At 71.1% G+C, this 16,471-nt stretch carries 11 protein-coding genes; 7 read left to right on the top strand and 4 right to left on the bottom strand.

Translation table 11 applies throughout. The features are described 5' to 3' along the window. Positions 1 to 46 precede the first annotated feature (46 nt). On the top strand, positions 47 to 694 hold the full coding sequence (locus ABD198_RS17660; protein WP_344002358.1) for a superoxide dismutase: 648 nt from the start codon (positions 47 to 49) through the stop codon (positions 692 to 694). A gap of 193 nt (positions 695 to 887) precedes the next feature. Here ABD198_RS17660 and ABD198_RS17655 read toward each other — a convergent pair whose 3' ends face one another. Beyond that, complete coding sequence (locus tag ABD198_RS17655) at positions 888 to 1,541, bottom strand: mycothiol-dependent nitroreductase Rv2466c family protein (protein ID WP_344002355.1); 654 nt, start codon at positions 1,539 to 1,541, stop codon at positions 888 to 890. 173 nt (positions 1,542 to 1,714) lie between these two features. Here ABD198_RS17655 and pepN (ABD198_RS17650) point away from each other — a divergent pair, with 173 nt between their 5' ends. Continuing rightward, positions 1,715 to 4,291, top strand: coding sequence for an aminopeptidase N (gene pepN, locus ABD198_RS17650; RefSeq protein ID WP_344002352.1), 2,577 nt, complete (start codon positions 1,715 to 1,717; stop codon positions 4,289 to 4,291). A 289-nt stretch (positions 4,292 to 4,580) separates the two neighbouring features. Further along, a complete protein-coding gene (locus ABD198_RS17645) occupies positions 4,581 to 5,618 on the top strand; it encodes a hypothetical protein (RefSeq protein WP_344002349.1) in 1,038 nt (345 codons plus the stop codon). 114 nt (positions 5,619 to 5,732) lie between these two features. Here the strand turns inward: ABD198_RS17645 and ABD198_RS17640 are convergent, their stop codons facing one another. Further along, positions 5,733 to 6,173, bottom strand: coding sequence for an NUDIX hydrolase (locus ABD198_RS17640; protein ID WP_344002447.1), 441 nt, complete (start codon positions 6,171 to 6,173; stop codon positions 5,733 to 5,735). A gap of 268 nt (positions 6,174 to 6,441) precedes the next feature. On the opposite strand from ABD198_RS17640, the gene ABD198_RS17635 reads away from it, so the two are divergent. After that, positions 6,442 to 9,747 carry a S8 family serine peptidase gene (locus tag ABD198_RS17635; RefSeq protein ID WP_344002346.1) on the top strand — a complete coding sequence of 1,102 codons (3,306 nt, stop codon included), beginning with the start codon at positions 6,442 to 6,444 and terminating at the stop codon, positions 9,745 to 9,747. A gap of 153 nt (positions 9,748 to 9,900) precedes the next feature. On the opposite strand, the gene ABD198_RS17630 is transcribed toward ABD198_RS17635, so the two are convergent. Both ABD198_RS17630 and ABD198_RS17625 read right to left on the bottom strand, forming a co-directional pair. Next, positions 9,901 to 10,719, bottom strand: a complete 819-nt coding sequence (locus ABD198_RS17630; protein WP_344002343.1) for a hypothetical protein — start codon at positions 10,717 to 10,719, stop codon at positions 9,901 to 9,903. 1 nt (position 10,720) lies between these two features. Further along, entirely contained in the window at positions 10,721 to 11,257 is a 537-nt protein-coding gene (locus ABD198_RS17625; protein WP_344002444.1) for an RNA polymerase sigma factor, read from the bottom strand. A gap of 332 nt (positions 11,258 to 11,589) precedes the next feature. Between ABD198_RS17625 and ABD198_RS17620 the strand changes: the two genes are divergently transcribed. The 3 genes from ABD198_RS17620 to ABD198_RS17610 all read left to right on the top strand — a co-directional run bounded on the left by ABD198_RS17620 (position 11,590) and on the right by ABD198_RS17610 (position 16,435). Beyond that, a complete protein-coding gene (locus ABD198_RS17620) occupies positions 11,590 to 12,606 on the top strand; it encodes an aspartate-semialdehyde dehydrogenase (RefSeq protein WP_344002340.1) in 1,017 nt (338 codons plus the stop codon). Positions 12,607 to 12,810: 204 nt separating this feature from the next. Further along, on the top strand, positions 12,811 to 15,384 hold the full coding sequence (pepN, locus tag ABD198_RS17615) for an aminopeptidase N (RefSeq protein ID WP_344002337.1): 2,574 nt from the start codon (positions 12,811 to 12,813) through the stop codon (positions 15,382 to 15,384). Positions 15,385 to 15,652: 268 nt separating this feature from the next. Continuing rightward, positions 15,653 to 16,435: a GntR family transcriptional regulator gene (locus ABD198_RS17610; RefSeq protein WP_344002335.1), complete on the top strand. Its 783-nt coding sequence runs from the start codon at positions 15,653 to 15,655 to the stop codon at positions 16,433 to 16,435. The last annotated feature ends 36 nt before the right edge of the window (positions 16,436 to 16,471 follow it).

The following is a 16,471-nucleotide window of genomic DNA, read 5'->3' as shown; positions in this document are numbered from 1 at the left end:
GCAGTTGCAAGCTATTTGCAATAAGAGGTTCGGAGGGGACCCCGCCATGCCCGTGTACACGCTGCCCGACCTGCCCTACGACTACTCCGCGCTCGCCCCGGTGATCAGCCCCGAGATCATCGAGCTGCACCACGACAAGCACCACGCGGCCTATGTGAAGGGTGCCAACGACACGCTGGAGCAGCTCGCCGAGGCGCGGGAGAAGGAGCAGTGGGGCTCGCTCAACGGACTGGAGAAGAACCTGGCGTTCCACCTGTCCGGGCACATCCTGCACAGCATCTACTGGCAGAACATGACCGGCCCGAAGGAGGGCGGCGGCGAGCCGCTCGCCCAGGACGGCGTGGGCGAGCTGGCCGAGGCGATCAAGGAGTCCTTCGGCTCCTTCGCGGCATTCAAGGCGCAGCTGTCCAAGGCGGCGGCGACCACCCAGGGTTCGGGCTGGGGCGTGCTCGCCTACGAGCCGCTGAGCGGGCGGCTGATCGTCGAGCAGGTCTACGACCACCAGGGCAACGTGGGGCAGGGCTCCACCCCGATCCTGGTCTTCGACACCTGGGAGCACGCCTTCTATCTGCAGTACCGGAACCAGAAGGCGGACTTCATCGAGGCGATGTGGCAGGTCGTCAACTGGCAGGACGTCGCCCGCCGCTACGAGGCGGCCAAGTCCCGCACGGACGTGCTGCTGCTCGCTCCCTGAGACCGGCCCCCCGAGACCGGGACCCCGGAAGCCCCTGAGCCCGGCAGCCCCTGAGCCCGGCAGCCCTCTGAAGCGTCCTGCCTCGTGATCGTCTTCTCACCGTTCACCCTGGGCAGGCGGAAAGAAGAAGCCCCCCGCGAGGACGTGACTCGCGGGGGGCTTCCGTATGCGCTTGCAGTCGCCGGCGCCGGCCTCACAGGTTGCTGAAGTCCGGCCCCTTCGTCCTGGTGCGCTTGATCTCGTAGAAGCCGGGGACCGAGGCGACCGCGAGGGTGCCGTCCCACAGGCGGGCGGCCTCCTCGCCCTTGGGGGCCGGGGTGACCACCGGGCCAAAGAAGGCGATCTCCTTGCCGTCGGGGCCGGGCACCGCGATGACCGGGGTGCCGACGTCCTGGCCGACCTTCTCGATGCCCTCCTTGTGGGAGGCGCGCAGTTCCGCCTCGTAAGGGGTGGAGTCCCAGTGCTCCATCAGCGACTCGGGCAGCCCGACGTCGCGCAGCGCGGCGGCGACGGTCTCCTTGCCCGGGCCCTCGCCGCGGTTGTGGATGCGGGTGCCGAGCGCGGTGTAGAGGTCGCCGAGCACCTCGGCGCCGTGCTCCTGCTGGGCGGCGATGACCACCCGGACGGGGCCCCACGCCTTGGTCTCGAGCATCTCCCGGTACTCCTCGGGCAGCTCGTCGAGCTTGTTCTCGTTGAGCACGGCGAGGCTCATCAGATGCCAGCGCACCTTGATGTCCCGGACCTTCTCCACTTCCAGCACCCATCGGGAGGTCATCCAGGCCCAGGGGCACAGCGGGTCGAACCAGAAGTCGACGGGGGTGGGGGCAGCAGGTGACGTGTCCGACATGTCGCTCCTCGACGTGGCAGGGGGTCTGCGTGGTACGGGTCTGTTCGTTCCAGCCTCGGCTTCAATGTCAACGCCACATCGCCTCCCGGCCATTCCCGGCTGCTCCCTGTCAGGGGCGCATGGCAGGATCGGTGCTGATCAGTCATGTCGACGACGCATGAGGAGTACCGCCCGTGCCCGGTGAGAACCTGACCCGTGACGAGGCCCGGGAGCGGGCCGCCCTGCTCTCCGTCGACGGATACGAGGTGTCCCTCGATGTGCGGTCCGCGGTCGGCGAGGAGAGCGGGCCGGGGCCGCGGACGTTCCGCTCCGTCACCACCATCCGGTTCCGCTGCGCCGAGCCGGGCGCGAGCAGCTTCGCCGACCTGATCGCGCCGAGTGTGACGGCCGTCTCCCTCAACGGGCGGGACCTGGACCCCGGCGAGGTGTTCGACGGCTCCCGCATCCTGCTGGAGGACCTCGCCGCCGACAACGAGCTGATCGTCGACGCCCAGTGCGCCTACTCCCGCACCGGCGAGGGCCTGCACCGCTTCGTCGACCCCGAGGACGGCGAGGTGTACCTGTACACCCAGTACGAGCCGGCCGACTCCCGCCGGGTCTTCGCCAACTTCGAGCAGCCCGACCTCAAGGCGCCGTTCCGCTTCGAGGTGCGGGCCCCGGAGGGCTGGCGGGTGTGGAGCAACGGCGCCGGTGAACTCACCGACGGGGTGTGGCGGTTCGCGGAGACCAAGCCCATCTCCACGTACATCACCTGCGTGGTGGCGGGCCCGTACCACTACGTGGAGGACTCCTACGAGCGTGAGCTGCCGGACGGCACACGGCTGCGGATCCCGCTGGGCGCGATGTGCCGCAAGGGTCTCGCCCCGTACTTCGACGCCGACGACGTGTTCCTGGTGACCAAGCAGGGCCTGGACTTCTTCCACGAGCACTTCGACTACCCGTACCCCTTCGGGAAGTACGACCAGGCGTTCGTGCCCGAGTACAACCTGGGCGCGATGGAGAACCCGGGGATGGTGACCTTCCGCGAGGAGTTCATCTTCCGGGGCAAGGTGACGCAGGCGTCCTACGAGGGGCGCGCCAATGTGATCCTGCACGAGATGGCGCACATGTGGTTCGGCGATCTGGTCACCATGCGCTGGTGGGACGACCTGTGGCTGAAGGAGTCCTTCGCCGACTTCATGGGCGCGTTCGCGCTGGTGGGCGCCACCCGCTTCACCGACGGCTGGATCACCTTCGCCAACCGCCGCAAGGCCTGGGCCTACCGCGCCGACCAGCTGCCGTCCACGCATCCGATCACCGCGGACATCCGCGATCTGCAGGACGCCAAGCTGAACTTCGACGGCATCACCTACGCCAAGGGCGCCAGCGTGCTCAAGCAGCTGGTGGCGTACGTCGGTCAGGACGCCTTCCTCGAGGGCGCCCGGCGCTACTTCAAGCGGCACGCCTACGGCAACACCACCCTCGGTGACCTGCTGTCGGTCCTCGAGGAGACCAGCGGGCGGGACATGGCGGCCTGGTCGCGGTCCTGGCTGCAGACGGCCGGGGTCAACTCCCTCACCCCGCAGGTGCTGCTGGGCGCCGACGGGCGCATCGAGGAGCTGGCGGTGGTGCAGGAGGCCGCCGAGTCGCACCCCGAACTGCGCCCGCACCGGGTCGCGGTGGGCCTGTACCGGCGCACCGGCGACGGGACGCTGGAGCGCTACGCGCGCGCCGAGGCGGACGTCGAGGGCGCCCGTACGGTCGTGGCGGAGCTGGCCGGGGCCGAGGCGCCCGAGCTGGTGCTGGTCAACGACGACGACCTCACGTACTGCAAGATCCGTTTCGACGAGACCTCGCTGGCCACCCTGCGCGAGCACCTCGGCGCCCTGACCGACCCGCTGGCCCGCGCCCTGTGCTGGTCCGCGCTGTGGAATCTCACCCGCGACGCGCTCCTGCCCGCCCGGGACTTCATCTCTCTGGTGCTGCGCTTCGCCGGGCGCGAGAGCGACATCGGGGTGCTGCAGATGCTGCACGCCTGGGCCGAGTCGGCACTGGTGCACTACGCCGCCCCGGCCTGGCGGGAGACCGGCGGGGCGCTGCTCGCCGAGGGCGCCCGGCGGGAGCTGGAGGCGGCCGAGCCGGGCAGCGAGCAGCAGCTGGCCTGGGCGCGGTTCCTGGCCCGGGTGGCGTCCACGCCCGGCGAGCTCCAGCTGCTGCAGGACCTGCTGTCGGGCACGGTGACGATCCAGGGTCTTGAGGTGGACCAGGAGCTGCGCTGGGCGTTCCTGGAGCCGCTGGCCGCGCACGGGATGGCGGACGAGAAGGCGCTGGCCGAGGAGCTGGCCCGGGACGACACCGCCTCCGGCAAGCGGCACCAGGTGCGCTGCCTGGCGGCCCGCCCGTCGGCCGCCGTGAAGGCGCAGTGCTGGGCCCAGGTGGTGGAGTCCGACGCGCTGTCCAACGCGCTGGTGGAGGCGACCATCTCCGGGTTCGTGCAGTACTCGCAGCGGGAGCTGCTGGCGCCGTACGCGGAGAAGTACTTCGAGGCGGTCGAGCGGGTGTGGCGCGAGCGGTCGATCCAGATCGCGATGGACGTGGTGCGGGGTCTGTTCCCCGCCACGCAGGACTCCCCGGCGACGCTCGAGGCGACGGACGCCTGGCTCGCCGCGCACGAGCAGGCGCCGCCGGCGCTGCGGCGGCTGGTGCTGGAGGCCCGGGACGACCTGGCGCGGGCTCTGCGCGGGCAGGAGTGCGACGCGGCGGCGGCCTGAGCGAGTCGCAGGCGGTGGCCCGAGGCCGGTCGTGCGGCCGCGATGCCGTGGCCGGGCCGGTCCGTACGCCGCGCTGCCGCGGCCGAGCGGGTCGTAGTACCCCGGCCGGGCCGGTCGTACGAGCGTTACCCGATTCGTACGGTCGGACCCGTAACCCCTGGTCCTCACCCGAATGGACCAGGGGTTTTCGGCAACCGAACATGCGTCCTTTAGTGCGAGCTTGTCCGTATTTGTCGACGGACGTGTAACAGCGGTTCGCGGGCGGGCCGGACACGGGAAATTGCCCGGCATGAACCACAACACCCCGCTCTCCCCCCGCCCCCTGCACCACCTCGCCGACAGCCGGCAGCGCGTCATGACCACCGCGCAGCTGCGCCGGCACGGCGTGCCGAACACCGAGATCAACGATCAGTGCCGTCCCGGCGGTCCCTGGCAGCAGCTGCTGCCGGGGGTCGTCCTGCTCCACCCCGGACCGCCCACCAGCGAGGAGCGGCTGCACGCCGTGCTGATGTACGCGGCGCGGGAGCGGACCACCGGTGTGCCCGAGCAGCCCGGCGCCGGTGACACCCCGCCGCCCGCCTACACCGAGGCGATGATCACCGGCCTCGCGGCGCTCACCCTGCACGGCTTCACCTCCGCTCCCCCGCTGCCGTCCCTGGACGCCTTCGACGTGCTGGTGCCCCGGCTGCGGCGGCTGCGGTCGACGGGCTGCGCCCGGATCGTGCGCACCGCCACGCTGCCGGACCCCCAGCAGGTGACGGGTGTCCCGGTGGCTCCGGTGGAGCGGGCACTGGCCGACGCGGTGGCGCGGCTGCAGGACGCGGGCCTGGTGCGCCGGCTGCTGACCGAGGCGGTGCGCGGCGGGCACTGCGAGGCGGTCGCGGTGGTGCGGGAGCTGAACGAGGCGCGGCTGCTGAACCGTCCGCACGTGGTGAACGCGGTGGACTCGCTGGTCGCCGAGGGCCGGGCGATCGCCGAGGACCGGCTGTACCGGATGGTGCGCGAGCACGGACTGCCGGACCCGGTGTGGAACGTCGATCTGCGCCTGCCGGGCGGCCCGCACCTGGGCGGTCTGGACGCCTACTGGCCGGACCAGGCGGTGGCCCTGGAGCTGGACACGCGGGCGTCGCGCCAGGAGGACGACGCGATGTGGTCGGAGTACGTCCGCAAGCGCGAGCACCTGGAGCGGCTCGGCATCATGGTCGTCCACGTCACCCCGCGCAAGCTCCGGGACGCGATGGAGCAGCAGGCGGCGGTGATCCGTACGGCGCTGATGGCCGCGGCGGACCGGGAACCGGCCGCGTACGTGGTGGTGCTGCCCCGCTGAGGACCGCGGCTCGCGCCACCGCAGCAGGACTCGCACCACCGCAGCAGGAGGGGAGAGGAGGGGCCGCCGACCGGCGGCCCCTCCTCATGTCGGTCCCGGCACACACGTCCACGGCTACCCCTCGGCCGGCTCCAGCCGTCCTGTCGCCGGCCGCTCCCGCCACAGCCGGAGCGCGATGTCGACCAGGCGCACCCGGACCAGGCCGGGGACCTCCTCCAGCGGCTGCCAGGCGGCGAGTTCCGTGGAGCCGTTCACCTCGTTGCGCAGCTCGCCGCCGGTGATGCGGCCCTCGTAGACGAGGCGCACGCCGTGGTGGTCGGTGGGGCGGCCGAGGCGGCCGGGGAGGACATGGCGGGTGGAGTCGACGCCCAGGAGCCCGGTGACCTCGATGCGATAGCCGGTCTCCTCCTCGACCTCCCGGCGCACGGTGTCGTAGGGGTCCTCGCCGTGCTCCATGCCGCCGCCCGGCATCACCCACTCGGGGACGCCGTCCGGTCCCGGTGAGCGGGCGAGCAGGAGCCGTCCGTCGCGCACCACCACGGCGTAGGCCGCCACCCTCAACTTCTGTCGCACGTGGGGAGGTTAGCGGCCGCCGGGCGACGACATGTCGTGTTCGCGAGAGGTGTCCGGAAAAGCGGATCGGGGGTTTTCCCCATGCATCCATTGCGATTCGGTCAACCCCTCCCAAACACCAGTCCCTTGCGTAAAGCTCAGCGATCGTCCGGGAGTGCCGTCCGGACCGTCACGGCCAGGGCCGTTCAGCTCCGGTCGTCCACGATCGCCTGTCACGCACTTTCACGTCCTTTACGCACAAGGGATGCCGATGACCCATTCCCCACAGCAGGGCCCGATATCGGGCGCGAGACGCGTGGCCCGCATCGCCGTGGCCGCCGGCCTCGTCGCCGCGCTGTCCGCGGCCGGACCGGTCCCCATGGCCCTCGCCGCCGGCGCGCCCGTCGCACCGGCCGACGCCGACGTCAAGTCCGCCGACAAGAAGCTCGGTTCGGACGACGCGGAGCTGCTCGCCGAGGCGCAGACCGAGGGCGCCAAGCACGTCACCATGATGATCGCCACCGCGCCCGGCAAGACCGAGGAGGTCGCCGCGCAGCTGGACGCGGTCAAGGGCGGCTCGGTCGGCCGCACCCACGACAAGCTGGGCTACGTCCGCGCCACCGTCCCGACGGCCAGGGCCGAGTCGGCCATCGCCGCCGCCGCCAAGCTCTCCTCCGTGCACGGCATCGACCTGCGCGAGGAGATCCCGCTGGACGACCCGACGCCGAGCGCGGACACCGCCAAGGCGGCCGGCGGCCAGAAGGGCAAGACCTACCCGGCGCCCGGCAAGCGCACCCCGGCGAAGAACCCGTACAACCCGTCCTTCGAGACCGGCGCCGTCGACTTCGTCGAGGACCACCCGAAGGCGGACGGCCGGGGCATCACCATCGGCATCCTCGACTCCGGTGTGGACCTCGGCCACCCGGCGCTGCAGAAGACCACCACCGGCGAGCGGAAGATCGTCGACTGGGTGACGGCGACCGACCCGATCGTCGACAACGACCGCACCTGGCGGCCGATGGTCACCGACGTCTCCGGGCCCACCTTCACCTACCAGGCCAAGACCTGGCAGGCCCCGGCCGGCGCGTACCGGATCAGCACCTTCCTGGAGTCGTACACCACCGGCGGCGACGCAGGCGGGGACGCCAACCGCGACGGCGACACCACCGACTCCTGGGGCGTGCTGTACGACCCGGCGGCCGGCACCGTCCGCGTGGACCTGAACAACAACCAGGACTTCGGCGACGACGAGCCGATGAAGCCGTACAAGGACGGCTTCCAGGTCGGCTACTTCGGCACCGACGACCCGAAGACCGAGATCGCCGAGCGCCAGCCGTTCGTCGTGGAGATCCGCAAGGACGTCCCGATGGACCCCTACGGCGGCGACTGGGTGGGCAAGAAGGCCGACTTCGTCAACATCGGCGTCATCGAGTCCGAGCACGGCACGCACGTCGCCGGCATCACCGCCGCGCACGGGCTGTTCGGCGGGAAGATGAACGGCGCCGCCCCCGGCGCGAAGCTCGTCTCCTCGCGCGCCTGCACCTGGTCCGGCGGCTGCACCAACGTGGCGCTCACCGAGGGCATGATCGACCTCGTCACCAAGCGCGGCGTCGACATCGTCAACATGTCCATCGGCGGCCTGCCGGCGCTCAACGACGGCAACAACGCCCGCGCCGAGCTGTACAACCGCCTGATCGACGAGTACGGCGTCCAGCTGGTGATCTCCGCGGGCAACTCCGGCCCCGGCGCCAACACCATCGGCGACCCGTCGCTGGCCGACAAGGTCATCTCGGTCGGCGCGTCCGTCTCCCGCGAGACCTGGGCCGCCAACTACGGCTCCGAGGTGGAGAAGAAGTACGCCATGATGCCGTTCTCCTCGCGCGGTCCGCGTGAGGACGGCGGCTTCACGCCGACCCTGGTCGCCCCGGGTGCCGCCATCAACACCATCCAGACCTGGATGCCGGGCGCCCCGGTCGCCGAGGCCGGATACCAGCTCCCGCCCGGCTACGGCATGCTCCAGGGCACCTCGATGGCCTCCCCGCAGGCCGCGGGCGCGGCGGCGCTGCTGCTGTCGGCCGCGAAGCAGAAGCGCATCGACCTGCCGCCGGCGACGCTGCGCACCGCCCTCACCTCCACCGCCGAGCACATCAAGGGCGTGCAGGCCTACGAGGAGGGCGCGGGCCTCATCGACATCGAGGACGCCTGGGACGAGATCCGCGACGGCGCCACCGCGCACACCTACACGGTGAAGGCGCCGGTCGACACGGCGATCGACCAGTTCCTGAAGACACCGGGCTTCGGCACCGGCCTGTACGACCGTGAGGGCGGCCTGAAGGCCGGTCAGAAGAAGACGTACGACATCACCATCACCCGTACGTCCGGCCCGGACCGCGCGATCAAGCACGAGCTGGTCATCGAGAACAACGCCGGCCGCACCTTCCGCATCCTCGGCGACGACGACATCAGGCTGCCGCTGAACAAGCCGGTGACCGTGAAGGTCCAGGCCGCGCCCGGCTCGGCCGGCATCAAGAGCGCCGTCCTGGAGGTCGACGACCCGCGCACCGAGGGCGTGGACCGCCAGATCATGACGACGGTGGTGGTCTCGGCCCCGCTGAAGTACACCTACTCGGCGTCCGGTTCGGTGCAGCGCAACAGCACCACCTCCTACTTCGTCACCGTGCCCGAGGGCGCGAAGACGCTGCAGGTCGCGATGAGCGGGCTGAAGGGCAAGAGCCAGACCCGGTTCATCGCCATCCACCCCTACGGCGTCCCGGTCGACACCACCTCGACGCCCAACTGCTACAACAACTACAACGACGGCAACGGCTGCCGTCCCGACCTGCGCTCCTACGCCGACCCGCAGCCGGGCGTCTGGGAGATCGAGGTCGAGTCGCGCCGCACCTCGCCGCTGCTGGACAACCCCTACAAGCTGGACGTCGCCGTGCTCGGCGCGGCCTTCGAGCCGGAGACCGTGACCGTGCCGGAGGCGAAGGCCGGCACCCCGGCCGCCGCCGCCTGGAAGGTGACGAACAAGTTCGCCGCGCTGGAGGGCAAGCTGGTCGGCGGGCCGCTCGGCTCGGCGAAGGCGGACCGCCCGTCGATCAAGACGGGTGAGACCCGGACCACCACGGTCGAGGTGCCCGAGGGCGCCGCCTCGCTGGACGTCTCCATCGGCAACGTCTCGGACGCCGCCGCCGACCTGGACCTCGCGGTCTACGACAAGGACGGCAAGCGGGTCGCCCAGTCGGCCGACGGCGACTCGGAGGAGTCGGTGTCCATCGCCAAGCCGGCCGCCGGCACCTACACGGTGGAGGTCGTGGGCTACTCGGTCCCGGCGGGCACCACCGAGTACGACTACCGTGACGTGTTCTTCTCCGCCTCGCTCGGCACGGTGTCGGTCGACGACTCCGCGACGGTGAAGCTCGGCACGGGCGACTCGGCGGAGGTCTCCGCCCAGGTCACGGCCGCCGCGGCGGCCCCCGAGGGACGTGAGTTCTTCGGCCGGGTCCAGCTGGTCAGCGAGCGCGGCACGGTCGCGGGCACCGGCAGCGTGGCGATCGGGAAGGTCGTGCCGTAACGGCCGACGGCCGAGTCCGCAACGGCCCTGTGCGTGACGGCTCACGGCCGTGAAGGGCTCTGGTTTTGAAAGGGCTCAGGTCCTGAAAGGGCTCGGGCCCTGAGGGGCTCGGGCACGAGGGGCGGGCGTCCTGGTGAGGACGCCCGCCCCTCGTCATGCGCAGTCGAGGGTGCGGGACTCCGGCAGGGAGGCGGTGAGCCGGGACCGCTCCGGGGCGATCTCCTCCTCGCCGACGAGCACCGTGTCGGGGAAGGCGCCGTCCCTCGGGATGCCGACGAGCACCGGGTCGCCGGTGCGCAGCGGCGGCACCTCGGCGGTGCGGACGGGGAAGGAGAGTTCCCCGGTCCGCCCGTCCTCGGTCTTGTACAGGGCCGTCACCTTCAGCGTGACCCGCTCGACCCCGCCGGACGCCGCCGGCCGCACCGCGGAGACGGTGCCCTCGGCGACCGTGCGGGCGCAGGCCAGATACCGGGGGCTGCCGAAGAGGACGCCGCCGCCGCTCTCGCTGGGCGCGCTGTCGGCGGCGGAGCTGCCCCCGGCGTCGTCGCTCGAGACGCCCGCCTGCGTCGCGAGCCAGCCCATCGAGACGACGACGGTGGCGGCAGCGGCGGCCGCGAGGGCGCCGAGGGCGACCTTCAGGGGGCGGCGCGGGCGGCGCCCGGCGAGCGGGGTGACGGCCGGGTGTCCGGCAGGGGCGGCACCGGCGCCGCCGGCCAGCGCGTCCCCGATCACCACCAGCTGCTCCCGGAGCGTGGCGACATCGGCGGCGGCCGCGCCGTGCACGTCCCGGACGGACGGGTCGCGCAGGGCCTCCGGGGGCAGCGGCTCGCCCAGGATCGCGGCCATCAGGGCGTCCTTGTCCTCGTGGCGGGCGTTCCCGTGCTCGCCGTGCCCGGGATTCCCGTTCCCGGTGTTTCTGGCGCTCCCGGTGTTTCCGGTGTTCTCGGTGTTTCCGGTGTTCTCGGCGGTCATGTCACACCACCTCGTCCTCGTGCAGGCGGGTGCGCAGGGCGCGGACCGCGGAGTGCAGCCTGCTCTTGACCGTGCCCTCCGGGACGCCGAGCTGTTCGGCGATGGAGCGGACCGGCAGATCGGCGTAGAAGCGCAGGACGACCACCTGACGCTGGGCGTCGGGCAGCTCGTCCAGGCCGCGGGCGACGGCGAGGGAGAGCAGGCTGGTCTCCTCGCCGGACGGCAGCTGGGTCGGGTGCAGCGCGGCGAGGCGTTCGCCGAGCCGCTCCTGGCGCCGGCGGGCGCGGTGCCAGTCCATGGCGAGGTTGGAGGCGACGACCGCCGCCCAGGCCGAGACGTCCCGGGGTGCCTCGCGGCCGCTCGCGGCGCGTTCCAGCAGCCGCAGACGGACCTGCTGCACCCCGTCCGGCAGGTCCGCCTGCGGCACCCCGCCCAGCGCGAGCACCGCCCGCACCCGGCGTTCCTGTGCCGCGTCCAGCGGATCGTCGTCCGCGGCGGTACGCGCGCCTCGCCCGCGCCGGGTTCTTCCGCGCAGCACTGGCACCCCCCTCACGCTGTTTCTCCTACGACGCCGGGGCCGCCCGGAACGTTCACGCCGGGCCCGGAATCCTCAGAGGCGTACGTCACACCTTTGTGTGGCCGGGGGCCGGGTGGGCAGGGGACCTTGCGGCCCATGCCCTCCGCGGGCTGAATTTCTGCAGCTCAGGGGGGTCGCAGCCGAAGGTCCGCAACCGCCGGCCGTCGCGTCGGTGTCCCACTGTGCGAGCAGTGCGGGCAAAGAATTGGACAGCCGGGCCGTGCTCGGCCGCATGATGGAAGAGCCTCGGCCAGGCATCAGGAACGCACCAGGACGCAAGTGAGGGAGTCGCCGTGAGGGTCGGAATCGTCGGAGCCACCGGTCAGGTGGGTACGGTCATGCGCAGGATCCTCGCGGAGCGGAACTTCCCGGTCACCGAGCTGCGCCTGTTCGCCTCGGCCCGTTCGGCGGGCACCGACCTGGACGGCGTGACGGTGGAGGACGCGTCCACCGCCGACTACACCGGCCTGGACATCGTGCTGTTCTCGGCGGGCGGCGCCACTTCGAAGGCGCTGGCCGAGAAGGTCGCCTCGCAGGGCGCGGTCGTGATCGACAACTCCTCCGCCTGGCGCCGGGACCCCGAGGTTCCTCTGGTCGTCTCCGAGGTGAACCCGCACGCGATCGCCCACCGCCCCAAGGGCATCATCGCCAACCCGAACTGCACCACCATGGCCGCGATGCCGGTGCTGCGTCCGCTGCACGCGGAGGCGGGCTTGGAGGCCCTGGTCGTCGCCACCTACCAGGCGGTGTCCGGCTCCGGTCTCGCGGGCGTCGCGGAGCTGCACGGCCAGACCCAGAAGGTGGTCGCCGAGGCCGACAAGCTGACCCACGACGGCGAAGCGGTCGACTTCCCCGAGCCGAACGTCTACAAGCGCACCATCGCCTTCAATGTGCTGCCATTCGCCGGCAACCTCGTCGACGACGGTCTGAACGAGACCGACGAGGAGCAGAAGCTGCGCAACGAGTCCCGCAAGATCCTGGAGATCCCGGACCTGAAGGTCTCCGGCACCTGTGTCCGCGTCCCGGTCTTCTCCGGCCACTCGCTGCAGGTCAACGCCCGGTTCGCCCGCCCGATCAGCCCGGAGCGCGCGACCGAGCTGCTGGCGGACGCCCCCGGCGTCGAGCTGTCGGACATCCCGACCCCGCTGCAGGCGGCCGGCAAGGACCCGTCGTACGTCGGCCGCATCCGCCGCGACGAGACGGTCGAGAACGGCCTGGCCCTGTTCATCTCCAACGACAACCTGCGCAAGGGCGCCGCGCTGAACGCGGTGCAGATCGCGGAGCTGGTGGCGGCCGAGCTGCAGAAGTAGTCCGAGGACCGCTTGCCACGGGGCGCCCGGCGCGTAGCCGGGCGCCCCTTCGTCATGCCTTCGCACGGCGCACGCCGCGCCGCATCACCCTCGCACTCCCCCGTCCGATGCAGGGGTATCCCCATGGTCCGGCTCCGTCGTCGCTGGACAGCGGGGATGCGTGGAAGGATGACCCGACGCACTTCATGACGAGGAGATGACCGCGTGCCTGGCACAAACCTGACTCGCGAAGAGGCGCAGCAGCGGGCGAAGCTGCTGACCGTTGACTCGTACGAGATCGACCTGGATCTCTCCGGCGCGCAAGAGGGAGGGACCTACCGGTCCGTGACCACGGTGCGCTTCGACGTCGCCGAGGACGGCGCGGAGTCCTTCATCGACCTGGTGGCACCCACCGTGCACGAGGTGACCCTGAACGGGGACCCCCTCGACCCCGACGAGGTCTTCAAGGACTCCCGCATCGCCCTGCCCGGCCTGCTCAAGGGCCGCAATGTGCTGCGGGTGAGCGCGGACTGCGCCTACACCAACACCGGCGAGGGCCTGCACCGGTTCGTCGACCCGGTCGACGACCAGGCCTACCTCTACACGCAGTTCGAGGTGCCGGACGCCCGCCGGGTGTTCGCGAGCTTCGAGCAGCCCGACCTGAAGGCGACCTTCCAGTTCACCGTGAAGGCGCCGGAGGGCTGGACCGTCATCTCCAACTCGCCCACGCCCGAGCCGGAGAACAACGTCTGGGTCTTCGAGCCGACGCCGCGCATCTCCACGTACATCACGGCCCTGATCGCCGGCCCGTACCACTCCGTGCACAGCGTGTACGAGAAGGACGGGCAGAGCGTGCCGCTCGGCATCTACTGCCGGCCGTCGCTCGCCGAGTACCTGGACGGGGACGCGATCTTCGAAGTGACCCGGCAGGGGTTCGACTGGTTCCAGGAGAAGTTCGACTACGCCTACCCGTTCAAGAAGTACGACCAGCTGTTCGTGCCGGAGTTCAACGCGGGCGCGATGGAGAACGCGGGCGCGGTGACCATCCGCGACCAGTATGTCTTCCGCTCCAAGGTGACGGACGCGGCGTACGAGGTGCGGGCGGAGACCATCCTGCACGAGCTGGCCCACATGTGGTTCGGCGACCTGGTCACCATGCAGTGGTGGAACGACCTGTGGCTCAACGAGTCGTTCGCCACCTACACCTCGATCGCCTGCCAGGCGGCGGCGCCGGGCTCGCGCTGGCCGCACTCGTGGACGACGTTCGCCAACTCGATGAAGACCTGGGCCTACCGCCAGGACCAGCTGCCGTCCACGCACCCGATCATGGCGGACATCCGCGACCTGGACGACGTGCTGGTCAACTTCGACGGCATCACCTACGCCAAGGGCGCCAGCGTGCTGAAGCAGCTCGTGGCGTACGTCGGTGAGGACGAGTTCTTCCGCGGTGTGCAGGCGTACTTCAAGCGCCACGCCTACGGCAACACCCGCCTGTCCGACCTGCTGGGCGCGCTGGAGGAGACCTCCGGGCGCGATCTGCGGACCTGGTCGAAGAAGTGGCTGGAGACGGCCGGCATCAACGTGCTGCGCCCGGAGATCGAGACCGACGACCAGGGCGTGATCACCTCCTTCGCGGTCCGCCAGGAGGCCCCGGCGCTGCCCGCGGGCGCCAAGGGCGAGCCGGTGCTGCGCCCGCACCGCATCGCGATCGGCCTGTACGACCTGGACGGCGACGGCCGCCTGGTGCGCGGCGAGCGCGTGGAGCTGGACGTCGACGGCGAGCTCACGCCCGTGCCCCAGCTCGTGGGCAAGCCCCGCCCGGCGGTCGTACTGCTCAACGACGACGACCTCTCGTACGCCAAGGTCCGCCTGGACGAGCAGTCGCTGGCCACCGTCACCGAGCACCTCGGCGACTTCGCGGAGTCGCTGCCGCGCGCCCTGTGCTGGGCCTCGGCCTGGGACATGACCCGGGACGCCGAGATGCCCGCCCGCGACTACCTCTCCCTCGTGCTGTCCGGCATCGGCAAGGAGTCGGACATCGGTGTCGTGCAGTCGCTGCACCGCCAGGTGAAGCTGGCCATCGACCTGTACGCCGACCCGGCCGCCCGCGAGGCCCTGCTGGCCCGCTGGACCGACGCCACGCTGGCGCACCTGCGCTCCGCCGAGCCGGGCAGCGACCACCAGCTGGCCTGGGCACGGGCGTTCGCCGCGACCGCGCGCACCCCGGAGCAGCTGGACCTGCTGGAGGGCCTGCTCAGCGGCGAGCAGACCATCGAGGGCCTGACCGTCGACACGGAGCTGCGCTGGGCCTTCGTGCAGCGGCTGGCGGCGGTGGGCCGCTTCGACGAGGCGGACATCGCGGCCGAGTACGAGCGCGACAAGACCGCGGCGGGCGAACGCCACGCGGCGACCGCCCGCGCGGCCCGCCCGACCGAGGAGGCCAAGGCGGAGGCGTGGGCGTCGGTCGTGGAGTCCGACAAGCTGCCGAACGCCGTGCAGGAGGCGGTCATCAACGGCTTCGTCCAGACCGACCAGCGCGAGCTGCTCGCCCCGTACACCGACCGCTACTTCGAGGTGATCAAGGACATCTGGGACACCCGCTCGCACGAGATCGCCCAGCAGATCGTGGTCGGCCTCTACCCGTCCATTCAGGTCACCCGCGAGACCCTGGACAAGACCGACGCCTGGCTCTCCTCGGCCGACCCGAGCCCGGCCCTGCGCCGCCTGGTCTCCGAGTCCCGCGCAGGCATCGAACGAGCCCTCCGCGCCCAGGCCGCGGACGCGGCGGCGGGCAAGTAGCAGGTAGTACGTCCACAGCAGTCGGGGCGCCCGGTGTGATCCGGGCGCCCCAGCCCCATGCGGGGAGCAGTCGGGTCAAGTCGAGTTCACGGGCGTGGGCCGCCTGGGCGGGAGTCGTCACAGCACTTCGCACACGCGCCTTCGCAGAGTCGGCTCCTGGATGGTCCCCGCGAGCCGCCCCACGGCGGCAGCAACCCGGCCCTTTCAGGTCGACATGATGGTCATGCCGGCGCATCGACAGCGCCTGCACCTACGAGATCCGGATCGGATGACAGTGCCCACCTCCTCACCAACCGGCTCGCCGGACCGGCGGTCGCTCCATGAGCGCATTGCTGCCGACCTCCGGGACGAGATCATGAGCGGCGACCTCGCGCCGGGCGCCAGCCTTCCCTCCACGGCGCAGCTGAAGGAGCGCTTCGACGCCTCGAACGCAACCATCCAGAAGGCCCTGCAGATCCTCAAGGACGAACGCCTTGTGGTGGGCCGCGCAGGAGCCGCCGTCACGGTGCGTGAGCATCGGCAGCGGACGGTACGCCCTGCCGCGTACCTGGCTCCGGCTGCACCCGGGAAGCCGTACCGGTGGCTGACCGAGGCCACGAAGCTCGGCTCCAGGGCGCACAGCACACTGCTCGACGTCGCCGAGCTCCGGCCACCGGCCGATGTCGTCGCCGCGCTGGGCCTCACCGGCTCCGAGACCGCGGTCCTACGTCACCAGATCCTGTCCATCAATGACGAGCCGGTCGAACTGGTCAAGTCGTACTACCCCTTGTCCATCGCCCGAGGCACCCCCATCACCGCCAAGCGGAAGATCAAGGGCGGCACGCCTGCACTCCTGAACCAACTCGGCTTCCCGCCACGCCTGAGTGTCGACCGGGTATCGGCCAGGGTCCCCACCCAGGAGCAGTACCAGGCCCTCAACCTCCCCAGCGACCTGCCGGTCCTCCGCACCTTGCGAGTGGTCTACAGCGACAACGAACGCCCCGTGGAGGCCACGGTCATGGTCAAGGCAGGTCACCTCTATGAACTGCAGTACGAGTTCACGCCCGACTGAGAAACCGAATGCCGGCATCGTGGCTGACGCGGGCGA

The sequence above is a fragment of the Streptomyces thermocarboxydovorans genome (genome assembly GCF_039524635.1).
Taxonomy (GTDB): domain Bacteria; phylum Actinomycetota; class Actinomycetes; order Streptomycetales; family Streptomycetaceae; genus Streptomyces; species Streptomyces thermocarboxydovorans.
This window is presented reverse-complemented; position numbering and strand designations above follow the sequence as displayed.